Annotated in this window: 15 protein-coding genes; 7 read left to right on the plus strand and 8 right to left on the minus strand. The window is 65.2% G+C overall.

Annotated elements, in window-relative coordinates:
* Window positions 1-59: 59 nt before the first annotated feature.
* The 7 genes from soxB to ACXYMN_RS07725 all read right to left on the minus strand — a co-directional run bounded on the left by soxB (window position 60) and on the right by ACXYMN_RS07725 (window position 5558).
* Complete coding sequence (gene soxB, locus ACXYMN_RS07695) at window positions 60-1760, minus strand: thiosulfohydrolase SoxB (protein ID WP_459012964.1); 1701 nt, start codon at window positions 1758-1760, stop codon at window positions 60-62.
* A gap of 113 nt (window positions 1761-1873) precedes the next feature.
* Window positions 1874-2716, minus strand: coding sequence for a sulfur oxidation c-type cytochrome SoxA (gene soxA, locus ACXYMN_RS07700; RefSeq protein WP_459012966.1), 843 nt, complete (start codon window positions 2714-2716; stop codon window positions 1874-1876).
* A gap of 76 nt (window positions 2717-2792) precedes the next feature.
* Window positions 2793-3122, minus strand: coding sequence for a thiosulfate oxidation carrier complex protein SoxZ (gene soxZ, locus ACXYMN_RS07705; protein ID WP_459012967.1), 330 nt, complete (start codon window positions 3120-3122; stop codon window positions 2793-2795).
* A 23-nt stretch (window positions 3123-3145) separates the two neighbouring features.
* Entirely contained in the window at window positions 3146-3574 is a 429-nt protein-coding gene (soxY, locus tag ACXYMN_RS07710; protein WP_459012968.1) for a thiosulfate oxidation carrier protein SoxY, read from the minus strand.
* A 36-nt stretch (window positions 3575-3610) separates the two neighbouring features.
* Entirely contained in the window at window positions 3611-4084 is a 474-nt protein-coding gene (gene soxX / locus ACXYMN_RS07715) for a sulfur oxidation c-type cytochrome SoxX (protein WP_459012969.1), read from the minus strand.
* A 129-nt stretch (window positions 4085-4213) separates the two neighbouring features.
* Window positions 4214-4795: a thioredoxin family protein gene (locus ACXYMN_RS07720; protein WP_459012970.1), complete on the minus strand. Its 582-nt coding sequence runs from the start codon at window positions 4793-4795 to the stop codon at window positions 4214-4216.
* Between the two features lie 25 nt (window positions 4796-4820).
* Window positions 4821-5558: a cytochrome c biogenesis CcdA family protein gene (locus ACXYMN_RS07725; protein ID WP_459012971.1), complete on the minus strand. Its 738-nt coding sequence runs from the start codon at window positions 5556-5558 to the stop codon at window positions 4821-4823.
* Window positions 5559-5604: 46 nt separating this feature from the next.
* Between ACXYMN_RS07725 and ACXYMN_RS07730 the strand changes: the two genes are divergently transcribed.
* The 4 genes from ACXYMN_RS07730 (at window position 5605) to ACXYMN_RS07745 (ending at window position 8911) form a co-directional block, all read left to right on the plus strand.
* Window positions 5605-6015 (plus strand): thioredoxin family protein, encoded by a 411-nt coding sequence (locus tag ACXYMN_RS07730; protein ID WP_459012972.1) that lies wholly within the window; start codon window positions 5605-5607, stop codon window positions 6013-6015.
* Window positions 6012-6350 (plus strand): ArsR/SmtB family transcription factor, encoded by a 339-nt coding sequence (locus ACXYMN_RS07735; protein ID WP_459012973.1) that lies wholly within the window; start codon window positions 6012-6014, stop codon window positions 6348-6350. Before ACXYMN_RS07730 ends, ACXYMN_RS07735 begins: the two co-directional genes overlap by 4 nt.
* A 152-nt stretch (window positions 6351-6502) precedes the next feature.
* Window positions 6503-7558 (plus strand): YeeE/YedE family protein, encoded by a 1056-nt coding sequence (locus ACXYMN_RS07740; protein ID WP_459012974.1) that lies wholly within the window; start codon window positions 6503-6505, stop codon window positions 7556-7558.
* Between the two features lie 180 nt (window positions 7559-7738).
* The gene (locus ACXYMN_RS07745) at window positions 7739-8911 is read left to right on the plus strand and encodes an MFS transporter (RefSeq protein ID WP_459012975.1); all 1173 of its coding nucleotides are present in this window, start codon (window positions 7739-7741) and stop codon (window positions 8909-8911) included.
* Here the strand turns inward: ACXYMN_RS07745 and ACXYMN_RS07750 are convergent.
* Window positions 8881-9468 carry a riboflavin synthase gene (locus tag ACXYMN_RS07750; RefSeq protein ID WP_459012976.1) on the minus strand — a complete coding sequence of 196 codons (588 nt, stop codon included), beginning with the start codon at window positions 9466-9468 and terminating at the stop codon, window positions 8881-8883. The two genes, ACXYMN_RS07745 and ACXYMN_RS07750, sit on opposite strands and share 31 nt — an antisense overlap.
* 136 nt (window positions 9469-9604) lie before the next feature.
* Between ACXYMN_RS07750 and ACXYMN_RS07755 the strand changes: the two genes are divergently transcribed.
* From ACXYMN_RS07755 to ACXYMN_RS07765, 3 genes are all read left to right on the plus strand, one after another.
* Complete coding sequence (locus tag ACXYMN_RS07755; protein WP_459012977.1) at window positions 9605-10897, plus strand: capsule biosynthesis protein; 1293 nt, start codon at window positions 9605-9607, stop codon at window positions 10895-10897.
* A gap of 97 nt (window positions 10898-10994) precedes the next feature.
* Entirely contained in the window at window positions 10995-12155 is a 1161-nt protein-coding gene (locus ACXYMN_RS07760; protein ID WP_459012978.1) for a polysaccharide biosynthesis/export family protein, read from the plus strand.
* Between the two features lie 5 nt (window positions 12156-12160).
* Complete coding sequence (locus ACXYMN_RS07765) at window positions 12161-14194, plus strand: capsular polysaccharide biosynthesis protein (RefSeq protein ID WP_459012979.1); 2034 nt, start codon at window positions 12161-12163, stop codon at window positions 14192-14194.
* Window positions 14195-14208 lie beyond the last annotated feature (14 nt).

Below are 14208 nucleotides of genomic sequence, written 5' to 3' on the forward strand. Positions count from 1 at the left end.
CATCCAATTCGCCATTGGGAATGCAGTGGCGAAGCAATCTGCCCGTCGGGCGGTGGGGGTCAGACCCCGACCACCTCGACGGATGTGTTTTCGCGCGCCTCGACGGTGCCCAGGTCGCGGATATGCGCCTCGAGCACGTCCCAGATCGCGGGACCTTCGGTACCTTCGTTGACCGAGGCCCAACCTGCCACGGTGTAACTGGTTCCGGGATCGACCGCCTCGCCGGTGGCCAGCAGGGTCATGTTCGAGATGCGTTCGCCCTGCGGCTTGGTCACGTCGATCCGGTAACCCAGCCCCCCGGTGCGGACCATGTCGCCGCCCTGCTGGTAGAACGGGTCCGGATTGAAGATGTTGTCGGCCACGTCCTCGAGCACCACCTTGAGGAATTCGCCGGTCATTTCCGTGCGATAGGCCTCGGGGTAGGTCATCGAGGTGACGCCGAAGACATCCTCGCGCGTGATCTGTTGACCCGGGATCAGCGACGGGCCCCAGCGCACGCCGGGCGACAGCGCGATCTGGGCATCGCGCTGGGTCAGCAGCGCATCGCAGATCACATCGTCCCAAGTGCCGTTGAAATTGCCGCGCCGGTAGAGCGTGCCGTCGCCGACCTGGCCCACGACCTCTTCCATGTCTGCCAGGTGCGGCGCGCGCGACGACGCGATCTGCGCGGCCATTTCTGCGTCGGAGTCGATGACGTCCGAGAAGATCGGGATCAGCTTGTGCCGGAAGCCCATCATCTGCCCGTCGCGCACATCGAGATCAACGCGGCTGACAAACTTGCCGTTCGAACCGGTGGCGACGATGATCGTGTCGCCCACCAGCACAGGTTCGGGCAGCGCGTCATGGGTGTGGCCCGACAGGATCACGTCGATGCCGGACACGACGCTGGCCATCTTCTTGTCGACGTCAAAGCCGTTATGCGACAGGCAGACCACCAGTTCGGCACCCTGCCCGCGCACCTCGTCGACCATTTCCTGCATCCGCTCGTCGCGAATGCCAAACGAATATTCCGGGAACATCCAGCCGGGATTGGCGATCGGCATATAGGGGAAGGCCTGGCCGATCACCGCCACCTTGACGCCGCCGGTCTCGTAGAACTTGTAGGGCGCGAAACGCTCGGCGGGTTCGTCCCACTCGGCGTCGAAAATGTTCTGCCCCAGGGCATCGAAGGGCAGACCGTCGAGAATTTCGTGCACCCGTTCCGAACCCAGCGTGAATTCCCAGTGGAAGGTCATCGCATCGGGCTTGAGCAGGTTCATCGCATCGACCACGTCCTGGCCTTGCGTCTTGTGGCACATGTAGGACCCGTGCCAGGTATCGCCGCCATCCAGCAGCAGCGCATCGGGACGCGCGGCGCGGATCGACTTGACCACAGTCGCGATCCGGTCGAGGCCGCCCATGCGCCCGTAAGCCTGCGCCAGCGACGCAAAATCGCCCGAGGACAGCGCGTAATGCGACGGCGATCCGTCCTCGATCCCGTAGAGACGGCGGAAATCGGCACCGGTGACATGCGGCACCTCGCCCTTGTTGCCGCCAACGCCGATATTCACGCTGGGCTCGCGGAAATAGACCGGCATGAGCTGCGCGTGGATGTCCGTCATGTGGATCAGCGAGACATTCCCGAAGGTGTCGAATTGCAAAAGCTGGTCCTGGCTCAGCGCCTGCTGCGCCGCGAGACGGGACCAGTTGCCGAAGCCCGATCCGCCGATGATGGCGGAGGCTGCCATGGAGGCTTGCAGAAAGTCGCGACGGGAGATCATGGTCGGGGCCTCATTCTATTTTGGGTTTCACTGCGTCACAAATTCGCATGTTTGAATACGTCAGACCGCAAAACGCCCCGCCTGACAAGATCAGGAGGGGCGCGTTCTTGCGATCAGTTGCGGACCGACGGTGCCTCGACCGACAGACCATTGCCGCGCGATGCGACATAAAGCTCAAGCGCCACGAACTCGGGGCTGCCGGGGCTGAACGTCTCGGCGCGGGTATCGCGTACGCATCCCTTGAAGCGGTTATGCGCGGTGTTGAGCTTGGTGTTTTTCAGGCGGTAGACCGGAAAGCCGTTGATCTGGCCCTGGCTCAGGTGATCCGCGCGGATGTAGTTGCCGTAGTTCTGTTCGTGACAATTGGCGCAGGACAGTTCGAGCTGACCGAAACGGGTGTAATACAGGTCCTTGCCCGCAGCCCAGGTGTCGGCGACCGGGCCGTCGATGGCCACGTCGACCGGCATGCCGCGCGACTGGACCGAGATCATGGCCTCCATCGCGCCCATCTCGGCGCCGTCATACTTGTAGGGCTCGGCCTGCAGGTTCTCTTCGCGGCAGGCGTTGATCTGCATCGCCAGCGTGCGGACTTCGCCCGCGGCCTCGTTCCACTTGGGGTAAACCGCGCGGACGCCCTTCATGCTTTCGGCGGGATCGTCGTGGCAGGATGCGCAGGACTTGCCCGCCTCGCCTTCCTCGGTGTTCCACACTTCCATCGCCTGATCGACGAAGATCATGCCCGGATTGTCGAAATCGTCCAACTGGAAAGCCTGCGTCTCGGTCGAGCGGAAGACCCAGCCGGAATAGATCGTGTCGAGGTTCTCGACATGGGCGGGCGCATCGGTGCGCACGACCATCTCGATCTCGCCATTCACGGTAAGGTTCGCGTCTTCGTCGGCCAGTGCCGCACCCGCGGTGGCCAAAGCAACGATCGCGGTCAGTGTAAGCGTCTTCATAGGTGGTTCCCTCCCTGTGCTGCCGTCTTGACGCGCCCCGAGGACCTGCCGCGGGGCGCGTGACGATCTTTTGAACTCAGCCGACAGCGACCGACTTCGATTCCTCGTAGATGGAGCCGTCGTCGTCGTACCAGGTGAACTTGAACTCGCCGCTTTCGGGGACCTTTGCCGTGAACTCGACATAGGGGTTGGTCGAAATGGCGGGCTCGAGCGTCACGTCGATCACGTTCTCACCGTTGAAGTCACAGGTGAAGCGGTTGATGATCGAGCGCGGAATGATGTTGCCGTCACCGTCCTTGCGCTGACCCGATTCCATCGGGTGAGAGATCAGGGTCTTGATCGTGATCTCGTCGCCAGCCGATGCCTTCGAGGGCACCTTGACGCGGGGTTTGACGTTATCTGCCATGTTTTATGTCTCCTGATGTCCGATCAGCCGCCGCAGCCGCCGATGGTCACTTTGACGTTGGCCGAGGTGCGGGCGAACGTGCCGTCGGCCAGCTGGGCCACGGCTACGACATCCTGCGTCTTGGCAAGACGAATGCGGGTCGAGGCGGTCTGCGATGCGGCCATGGGGCCGAACCGGAAAGTCGCCACGGGCGGGGTCGGGTTGCCTGCCGCGTAAACGACGATCGCCGACGCGCCGGGGGCCGAAACCTCGATCGGCACGGTATTGCCGTTTTCGGCAATCTCGGGCGCGTTCAGCGTCACGCCACCTTCGGCAGTGTCCGCACCGCCGGTGAACTCGGCGATGAGCGCTTCCATGTCGGCATGGGATTCTGCAAAGCCCTGCACCGGCAGAAGGGCGGCAATTGCCGCGCCCGCACCGATGGCCAGGGTCTCACGTCTGGTAAAGGTCATCTTGGTCTCCTTGGTCATTCGGGGCCGGGCCACCTGTCACTCGTCCTTGAGCGTCATCAGAAAGGCCACGACATCTTCGATTTCCTGCGCCGACAGAAGCGGCGGCAGAGGCTCCACGCCCGCTTTGCCGGTATAGGCGTCACCCGGGCGGATATAGCCCGTGGTCTTGTAGAAGGACGGCATCACGCTGTCGGGAAAGGTCTGCTTTGCATCGGCCACGATGCCGCGCAGATCCGCCTCTTCCCAGCGGCTGCCGGCGCCATCAAGGCTCGGGCCGACCTCACCCTGGAAGGGCACATCGGCCAGGGCCGATACCTGGTGACAGGCGACGCAATTGCCCAGCGATCGCTCGCTCAGGACCTTCGCGCCCGCAGCGGGATCGCCCGACGCCCCGGAGAGCGACACGTCGACCGCGCCGTATTCGCCGTAAGACACTTCTGTCGGTGCGACACCTTCGGCGTATGCACCGCCCGCGACGATTATGGCCGCCGTAATTGCTACAAGCCTCATGATCCCTCCCTGAGCTTTGGCTGTCGGGCCTTGTCGGCCCTTGTCGACTTTCGCACACCCTAGACGCTTGCGCATCGCGCGGGCAAGAACAAATTCACAATTGCGAATAAATGAGCAAGTTCCGACGTTTCAGTCCGTCTTTCCGTCGCCGCGCTCTCGAATCATCCGGGCATGGTAGCGCTGGAAATCCTCGTCACCGTCGAGTTCGTAGCGCTTCTCCTCGACCCAGGTGAACATGTCCAGGGTGGTCCCGAGAGAGAACGCCCCGGGCATCACCGCAACCGCCGCCTCCACCGCGCTTTGATCCTCGGCCACCTCTTCGGGCAGGAACACCAGCGTCGGTGTGAAAAGCACCCGCCACTTGCCGACGGCCTCTTTCTCGGTCAGCACCTCGCCATCGGTATCGATGATCTCGGTATCGCCGTGCAGGTTGATCTGCACGACAAAGTAATTCTCGGTGATGTAATCGTTGAGCACGGGCTGCGGATAGACCTCTGCGTGCATCTTGGTGCAATAGATGCAGCCCCGCTGTTCGACCATCAAGAGCAGGCGCTTGCCTTCGGAATTGGCCTCTTCGAGGTCCTCGCGCAGGTCCTTGAAAGTGTCGCGCATCCACACCGTCTTGTGCAGACCGTCATCGCCAAGTTCCGCCGCGGTTGCAGGGAATGCCAGCGAAACCGCCGCAGCCGCCGCCAGTATCCAGTGTTTCATGTCAGAATCTCCGTCTTGATAAGTCTCAGCCCAACGAGGCGAAGCCAGGGAACCACGTCAGCATCATGTTGGCGATCCAGTTTACCGTGCCCGTCGCGATCAGAATAGCAAAGATGAGAAGCATCGCGCCCATCACCTTCTCGGCATATCCAAGGTATTTGCGGTTGCGCGCGGTCCACTGCAGGAACGGACCCGAGAAGGCGGCCGCGAGGATGAACGGCGCCGTCATGCCCAGCCCGTAGGCGAACAGCAGAAAGCCACCGCGCGCGAGGTCGCCCATGCCGCTCGCGATCATCAGGATCGAGGCCAGCGCGGGCCCGACGCACGGCGTCCAGCCAAAGCCGAAGGCCAGCCCCATCACGTAGGCGCCGACCATTGTCGTCGGCTCGACCGAGGACTCGACACGCGCCTCGCGATAGAGGAACGGCACCCGGATCACGCCCAGAAAATGCAGGCCGAACACCGCGAGGATCGCGGCGGCGACATAGCTCAGCGGTTCTTTCCAGTCGGCGAAGGCCCGGCCCAGCGCCGTCGCCCCCAGCCCGAGCAGCACGAAGATCGTGGTCACCCCGAGCGCGAACAGAAGGGACTGGAAAAAGAGCCGACGTTGTGCACCAGGGGCGATGCCCTGGTCGGCCCGCAGCTCTGTCATCGACATCCCTGCCATATAGCAAAGATAAAATGGCACCATCGGCAGGATGCAGGGTGTAAAAAAGCTTAACAACCCTGCAAACAGCGCGCCAAGATAGGTGATGTCGAACATGCTATGCCTAAACTCTTGTTCAATTCACATATTCAGATTAAATAGTATGTATCAGAAAGGTCAATCGGTGTTTAACGTGACCCGGATAACAGCACTGCTCGGCGCGCTCGTCTGCCTTGCCGCGCCAGCCCTCGCCGACGTTCGCCTGATCATGGTGGAACAACCCGGCTGCGCCTATTGCGCGGCTTGGGACGACGAGATTGCACCGATGTATCCCAAGACCGAAGAGGGCAGCTTTGCCCCGCTGCAGCGTGCGCAGCTTCGCGATGGCGCGCCCGACGGTGTGGTCTATGACCGGCGTGTGAATTTCACCCCGACCTTCATCCTTGTGGAGGAGGGCGCCGAGGTCGCGCGCCTCGAAGGGTATCCGGGCGAGCACTTCTTCTGGCCGGTGCTCAGCGAGATGCTGACCCGGCACACCGATTTCAGCCCGACCAAAACGGAGTCCAGCCAATGAGCCTGCCCGTTCTTTCAGCCAACATGGACGAGGCCGAGCTTGACCAGATGGTCGGCAACGCCACGATTGCCGCGTCGTTCCTGAAGGCGATCAGCCACGAGGGTCGGCTGATGATCCTGTGCCACCTGGTCTCGGGCGAAAAGACCGTGACCGAACTGGAAGAGTTGCTGACCGCCCGGCAAGCCGCCGTCAGCCAACAGTTGTCGCGGCTCAGGCTCGAGGGTCTGGTGGTGCCCCGCCGCGAGGGCAAGGCGATCTATTACAGCCTGGCCGATGACAAGCCGCGCAAGATGCTGGAATGCGTTTACGATCTGTTTTGCAGCGACGACAGCTGATCCCCGTCATCATCCGCTACAGCATCCGCCACGACACCCGCCAGCACTGCCCCGGTCGGCCTTTGCACACCCGCTTGCCTGACCCGCGCCATGCGCGCATGCTGTTACGCGCGCATCGGGCGATCGCCCGATAGAGCGCTGAGGGTTTGGACATGCTTGAGATACTCGGCCCGCACTGGGGCGTCGCCCTGATCGGCCTTGTCACCGGCACCCTTCTGGGGCTTGCCGCGCGCTTGGGACGGTTCTGCACGCTGGGGGCCATTGAGGACACGCTCTACGGCGGCTCGACGCTGCGGCTCAGAATGTGGGGCGTTGCCATCGGCTTTTCGGTTCTGGGCACCTTCGGGCTGGCCGAACTGGGTCTCGTCGCCCGAGGGCAAAGCGCCTACCTGCAAGAGGCCTGGAACCCGCTCGCCTCGATCGTGGGTGGCGGGCTGTTCGGCTATGGCATGGCGCTGGCGGGCAATTGTGGCTACGGCGCCATCGCGCGGCTGGGGGGCGGCGATCTGCGCAGCTTCGTGATCGTCCTGGTGATGGGCATCGCGACCTATGTGGTTCTCGCCGGGCCGCTGGCCCCCCTCCGCATCGCGATGTTTCCACAACTTCCGGTCAGCGGGACGCCGCCCGGTCTGGCCGACTGGGGCGCGCGGCTGACCGGCTTGCCGGTCACCGCCATCGGCCTGGCACTGGGGGCGCTGCTACTACTGGCGGCCCTGGCCAGCCCTGTCCTGCGGAGCCACCCGCAAGAGCTTGGCTGGGCCTGCGCGGTGGGTGTTGCCATCGTCGGGGCCTGGGTCGGGACAAGCTGGGTCGCAGAGGCGGAATTCGGCGCGACGCCGGTGGTATCGCATTCCTTCGCGGGACCATTGGGCGAGACGATCCTGTGGTTCATGTCCGCCAGCGGCATGCCGGTCACCTTTGCGGTGGGCTCCGTGGCGGGAGTGTGGTTCGGCGCGTTGCTGGGCTCGCTCCGGCGGGCGCATTTCCGCTGGGAGGCCTGCGAGGACCCGCGCGAGTTGCGCCGCCAGATCATCGGCGCGGCCATCATGGGCGCGGGCGCGGTCATCGCGATGGGCTGCACCGTGGGCCAGGGTATAACCGCGTTCTCGGTGCTGGCGTTAAGTGCTCCGGTCACCTTCGTGTCGATCTTCGCCGGGGCAGCCCTGGGTCTGCGCCAACTGATCCTCGGCTTTCGCATGGCGCACTGACCCCTCCACAAAATTCAAGAATTTTGTGCCCCTCGGCCCCGCCCGACCGCTACTTGCACATACCCCGTATCCGCGACGGCACAAAATTAGCTAATTTTGTGCCGCCCGGCATCGCCCAAGTTGGCTTTTCTTCGCCCGCCCTCTCTGCCATCACCGGCTGCGACGCGACGGAGTTCGTTCATGCCACCCCTTATCGTGATCCTTGCCATCTGGGCCGCGGGTCTTGGCGCGGCGGCGCAATACGCCAAGCTTGCCGCAGGCTTCGACGCGCTGGCCGCGACCTACACCAACGCGGGCGCGGCCCTGGGCTTCGCAGTATCGCTGCTGAGCCTGCTGGGGCTGGTCTTCGGGCTGTCGGCGGGGCGGTTCGTGGCGCGGATCGGCCCAAAGCGTGCGATGATCGGCGGGCTGCTGCTCGGGGCCGCAATGTCCGCCGTCCAGGCCCTGCTACCCCCCTTGCCGCTGTTCCTTGCCGCGCGCACCGTCGAGGGACTCTCGCATCTGGTTCTCGTGGTTGCCGCCCCGACCCTGATCGCCGAGACCGCGACCGACCGACTGCGCCCCTTCGCCATGACGCTCTGGAGCACGTTTTTCAGCGTTGCCTTCGCCGCCCTTGCCTGGTTCGGACCGGCAGTGATTCTGGCCTACGGGCTGCAAGGGTTGCTCTGGGGGCATGCGGCCTATGTCGGCGTCATGGCGCTGCTGCTCTGGCCGATCCTGCCGCGCCCCGCCCCCGTCCTGCCCGTGGTCCGGCAAAGCGGCATCCTGCGTCAGCATCTGGACCTGTACCGCGACCCCAATCTGTCGGCCCCCGGTTGGGGCTGGCTGTTCTACACCTTCACCTTCGTGTCGATCCTGACGCTCTTGCCGCAGATTTCACCCGATCCGCCCGGCTGGCTGCCCCTGATCCTGCCGCTGGCATCGATCCTGACATCGCTGACCTTGGGCGTCGTTCTGCTGACCCGCTTCACGGCGGTGCAGATTTCGCTGGCGGGCTTCGCCATGGCCGCCCTGGCCACGCTCGGCATCCTGGCCAGCGGCGGTGCGGCGCATGTGGTGATCGTGCTGTTTCTCTGTCTCGGCCTGGTCCAGGCGGCGGGCTTCGCGGCGGTGCCCGAACTGGTGCCCGCCCCGAAGGATCGCGCCATGGCCAACGGTGCAATCGCGCAGATGGGCAATCTCGGCAACCTGACCGGTACGCCGGTGCTGTTGCTGCTGTTTGCCTGGGGTGGCGCGGGCCCGGCGATCCTCGCGCTGACGTGCTGCTACATTGCGGGCTTCGCCGCCCACGCGATCATGGCCAGACGGCGCGCGCGCCTGCGTCAGGAGGCTTCGGCCAGACGCGCCACGTAACGCGCCAGCGTGTCGATCTCGAGGTTGACGCGGTCGCCCACCCGGGTCGCGCCCCAGGTCGTGACCGCCTTGGTGTGGGGGATGACATTCACCCAGAAATCCGCGCCGTCCACATCGTTGACCGTCAGCGACGTGCCGTTCAGCGCCACCGACCCCTTGGGCGCGATGAACCTGGCAAGATGCCCGGGGGCGCGGAAGGTGATCCGCGTGCTGTCGCCGTCCTCGTCCATCCGGACCACTTCGGCCACGCCGTCCACATGGCCGGACACGATATGCCCGCCCAGCTCGTCGCCCACCCGAAGCGCGCGTTCGAGGTTGACCCGGGCCCCCGTCGTCCAGCCCCCGATATTGGTCTTCGACACCGACTCGGCGCTGATCTCGACGTCGAACCAGTCGGCGCCTACGGAAATCGCCGTCAGGCAGACACCGTCGCAGGCGATCGAGGCCCCGATTTCGATGCTCTGGGTGTCGTAGCCGGTGCCGATCCGGGCGCGCAGGTCGCCGCGCTGTTCCAGGTCGCGCACTTCGCCGACATCGGTGATCAATCCGGTGAACATGGGTTTTGTCCTGTCTCAAGTGCCTCTGGCGGTCGCTGCCGGTCAGACGCGTTTCCCGGGCGACAACAAAGCCTTAATTTTGCCCGCTTCGCACGTTAGATATTGTCCAATCCGCATTTGGGAATAATCCGCCGCCATGTTCAACGCAACCGGAGAGCAACGGGTCTTCCTGTTCCTGCAAGGCCCGCATGGTCCGTTCTTCAACCGCCTGGGCAAGATGCTGCGCAAGACCGGGGCACAGGTCTGGCGGGTCGGTTTCAATGCCGGCGACCGCGCGTTCTGGTTCCACCCAAAGACCTACCTGCCCTTCCGTGGCAAGATCGACGACTGGCGCGGCACCTTCCGCGGCATCGTGGCCGACAAGGGCGTGACCGATATCGTGCTTTACGGCGACGTGCGCCGGATCCACGCCGAAGCGGTCGAGGAAGCCCGCGCACTGGGGTTGACCGTGCATGTCTTCGAGGAAGGCTACATGCGTCCTTACTGGGTCACCTACGAGCGCGGCGGCTCGAACGGGCACTCGAAACTGATGACCATGTCGGTGGCCGAGATGCAGGCGGCGCTGGAACTGTCCGACATGGAGGCCCCTCTGCCGCCCGCGCATTGGGGCGACATGCGCCAGCACATCTTCTACGGCGCGCTCTATCACTGGTTCGTGATGTTCCGGAACGGCGACTACCGCAATTTCAAACCGCACCGGTCGCTGCCGGTGACCAAGGAATTCACGCTGTATCTGCGGCGTCTTCTGCTGATGCCGTTCTCCGCGCTCGAACGCATCCTCGAGACCGCGCGCATCCGCCTTGGCGGCTTTCCCTATCATCTGGCGCTCTTGCAGCTCGAACATGATTCAAGCTTCCAGCAGCATTCCCCGTTCGACACCATGCCCGATTTCCTCAAGCTGGTGATCGACGGGTTTGCCAGTGGCGCGCCCGGCCATCACCATCTGGTCTTCAAGGCCCACCCGCTCGAGGATGGGCGCGTGCCGGTGCGCCGCACGATCCGCGATCTGGCCCGCGCGCACGGCATTTCCGACCGGGTGCATTACGTGCGCGGCGGCAAGCTGGCGAAACTGCTCAACGATGCGCGCTCTGCGGTGACGGTGAACTCGACCGCCGCCCAGCAGGTGCTGTGGCGCGGCATTCCGCTCAAGGTCTTCGGCGATGCGGTCTATGCCAAGCCCGAGTTCGTCTCGACCCAGCCCTTGCCCGAGTTCTTCGTGCAACCGACCCGGCCCGACAATCGCGCCTACAAGGATTATCGCCGTTACCTGCTGGAAACCAGCCAGCTACCGGGCGGCTTCTACTCAGCGCGGGGGCGGCGCCAGCTGATGCGGCAGGTGGTCGACATGATGCTGGCACCCGACGATCCCTATGACGCGCTGCGTCATGGCACCGCGGCCCCGCGGCAACAGTTGCGCGCGGTGACCTGAGCCTCGAATCACTCATCCCTTTCTTTTCCCCGGCTTTCTCGCTAGCGTCTAAAAAAAAGAAGACCGAGGCAGAAAAACAGGTCGAGGAGACCGAGCAGTGGCAGCCGTTAAATCCCGGTGGGCGCGGGGCGTCGCCCTCTTGACCGCGACGACCATTCTGGCGTCTTGCGGCCTTCCCCGTGTGGGCCCCAGCAAAAACGAAATCTATTCCGGATCGGTGCAGCGCGAAGGCGACGCCTTCATCATCGCGGTGAACGACCGGGTGACGCGGGCGACGGCACTGGTGCCGTCCTTCGGCTTTTCCGAGCAATTCAAGAACGCCGGCGTTTTGGGCTCCGACATCATCTCTCCGGGCGACATCCTCGGTCTGACCATCTGGGAGAACGTCGACGACGGTCTTCTGGCCGGTGAAGGGGCCAACGCCACAGCGCTGGAAGAGGTGCAGGTCGATGGCAGCGGCTTCATCTTCGTGCCCTACGCGGGCCGGGTGCGCGCGGCGGGTAACACGCCCGAGGCCATCCGCCGGATCATCACCGAACGGCTGGCCGACCAGACCCCCGATCCGCAGGTGCAGGTGCGCCGCATCGCGGGCGACGGCTCGACCGTGACAGTGACCAGCGCGGGCGGCACCTCGGGTGTCTTCGCCATCGAACGCCCGACGCGGACGCTGTCGTCGATGCTGGCGCGTGCGGGCGGCGTATCGGTGCCGCCGGAGATTGCGCAGGTGACCGTGCAACGCGGCGGGCAGACCGGCAAGATCTGGTTCCAGGACCTCTACGAGAACCCCGAGATGGATATCGCCCTGCGCGGCGGCGACAAGATCCTGATCCAGGAAGATACACGGTCCTTCACCGCGCTCGGCGCGACCGGGTCGCAGGCCCGCGTGCCCTTCGAGACGCAGACCCTGTCGGCGGTCGAGGCGCTGGCCACGGTCGGCGGGCTGGTGGCCACCGTGTCCGACCCGACCGGCGTTTTCATCTTCCGCAACGAGCCTGCCGAGATTGCCAACCAGGTGCTTGGCCGCACCGACCTGATCGGGGCCCAGCGCATGGTCTACGTGCTCGACCTGACGCAGCCCAACGGCATGTTCGTGGCGCGCGATTTCGTGGTGCGTGACCAGGACACGTTGTACGTGACCGAAGCGCCCTTCGTGCAATGGGACAAGACCATCGCGGCGTTGACCGGGTCGCTTGGATCGGTCACGGCACTGGGCGATCTGGCGACATCCGTGGATACGCTTGCCACCGGCGGGATCTGACCTTCATGTCCGGCGACCTGCCGGATCGCGACGCCGGGGCCTCGCCGCCCCGGCGTTTGCACGTCTACACCCGGAAGTTGCGATTCGACCGGCGCATCACCCGCATCCTGTCGCTGGCGGGCTGGGAGGTGGCGACAGGGCTGCCGCGCGCCGGCGACCGGATCGGCGTCTGGGGCATGTCACCGCTGGCCCATCGCGGCGAGGCGATGGCCGCGCGCTCGGGCGCGCCCGTGGTCCGGATCGAAGACGCTTTCCTGCGCTCGCTGCATCCCGGGCGCGCAGGAGAGCCGCCGTTGGGCCTGCTGATCGACACGGCGGGCGCGCATTTCGACCCCGCGCAGGCTACGGATCTCGAACGACTGCTGGCCACACATCCCCTGGATGACGCCGCGCTGCTGAACCGCGCCAAGGCCGCGATGGCGCGGATGATGGCATCACACCTGACCAAATACGCCGCCACCCGCACGGACATGAACGCGCCGCCGCCGGGCTACGTTCTGGTCATCGACCAGACCTTCGAGGACGCCTCTGTCCGGGCCTCGGGCGGCGATCGCAACCGTTTTCTCGAGATGCTGTATCACGCGCGCGAGGAACATCCCGGCGCGCATATCCTGATCAAGACCCACCCCGAGACCCGGGCAGGGTATCGCGCGGGGCATTTCCAGGACGGCGATCTTGGCCCCGGTGTGTCGTTCCACGATGCCCCGATCTCGCCCTGGCTGCTGCTCGACGGGGCGGTCGCGGTCTACACAGTGTCGTCGCAACTGGGCTTCGAGGCGATCGTCGCGGGCCACAGGCCGCGCCTGTTCGGCCAGCCCTTCTATGCCGGATGGGGCCTGACCGACGACGCCTTCCCGCTGGACCGCCGCCAGCGCAGGCTGACGCGGGCGCAACTGTTCGCGGCGGCGATGATCCTCTATCCGGTCTGGTACGATCCCTATCGCGACCGGCGCTGCGAAATCGAAGGCGTGCTGGACACGCTTGAGGCCGAGACCCGCGCCTGGCGCGAGGACCGGCAGGGCTGGGTCGCGCGCGGCATGCGGTTGTGGAAACGCCAATCCCTGCAGGGGTTTTTTGGCGGCACCACGCGGATGGTCTTCGAGGACGACGCCGACAGGGCCCGCGCCCGCGCCGCAGAAGATGGCCGCCGCATCATGATCTGGGCGGGCAAGGCCACCCCGGACGACAGCGCCATCCGTGTCGAGGACGGGTTCCTGCGGTCGCGGGGCCTTGGCGCGGAACTGGTGCCGCCCCTGTCCCTCGCGCTTGATGATCTTGGTATCTATTACGACCCGCAGCGCCCATCGCGGCTCGAGGCGCTGATCGCCGAAAGCCCCACCCTGCCCGACGATGCGCTTGACCGCGCCCGCCGCCTGATTGCTTTCCTGACGCGCGAGGGGTTGTCGAAATACAACCTTGACGGTGCGCTGCCGCCCCTGCCCGACGGGCGTCGCATCCTTGTGCCTGGTCAGGTCGAGGACGACGCCTCGATTCTGAAAGGCGCAGGCGAGGTCGCCACCAACGCCGCCCTGCTGGCGCGGGTCCGCGCCGAGATGCCGACGGCCAAACTGATCTGGAAGCCGCATCCGGACGTCATGGCGGGCCTGCGATCCGGTGTCGTGCCCGCGCCCGAGACATGGGCCGATGTGACGCTGGGTGCAGTGCCCATGGGCGCGCTGTTGCCCGCCGTCGACGAGGTCTGGACGATGACCTCGCTGACCGGGTTCGAGGCGCTGCTGCGCGGTTGCGCGGTCACCGTCCTGGGCACGCCGTTCTATGCCGGATGGGGGCTGACGCGCGACCTGGGCCGGGTGCCCGCCCGCCGTCGCGGCACAATGGGGGTGACGCTGGAAGGCCTGGTGCATGCAACGCTGATCGCCTATCCGCGCTACCGCGACCCGGTGACGGGCCGCCCCTGCCCGGTCGAGGTGGTGGCCGAACGGCTGGCCCGGGACCAGGTCGCCTCGCCCGGACGCCTCAATCGCACGCTGTCGAAACTTCAGGGATTGCTGGCCAGCCGGGCGCATCTCTGGCGCTAGAGGCGGCGCGCCCG

This window comes from Roseivivax sp. CAU 1753, from assembly GCF_054482575.1.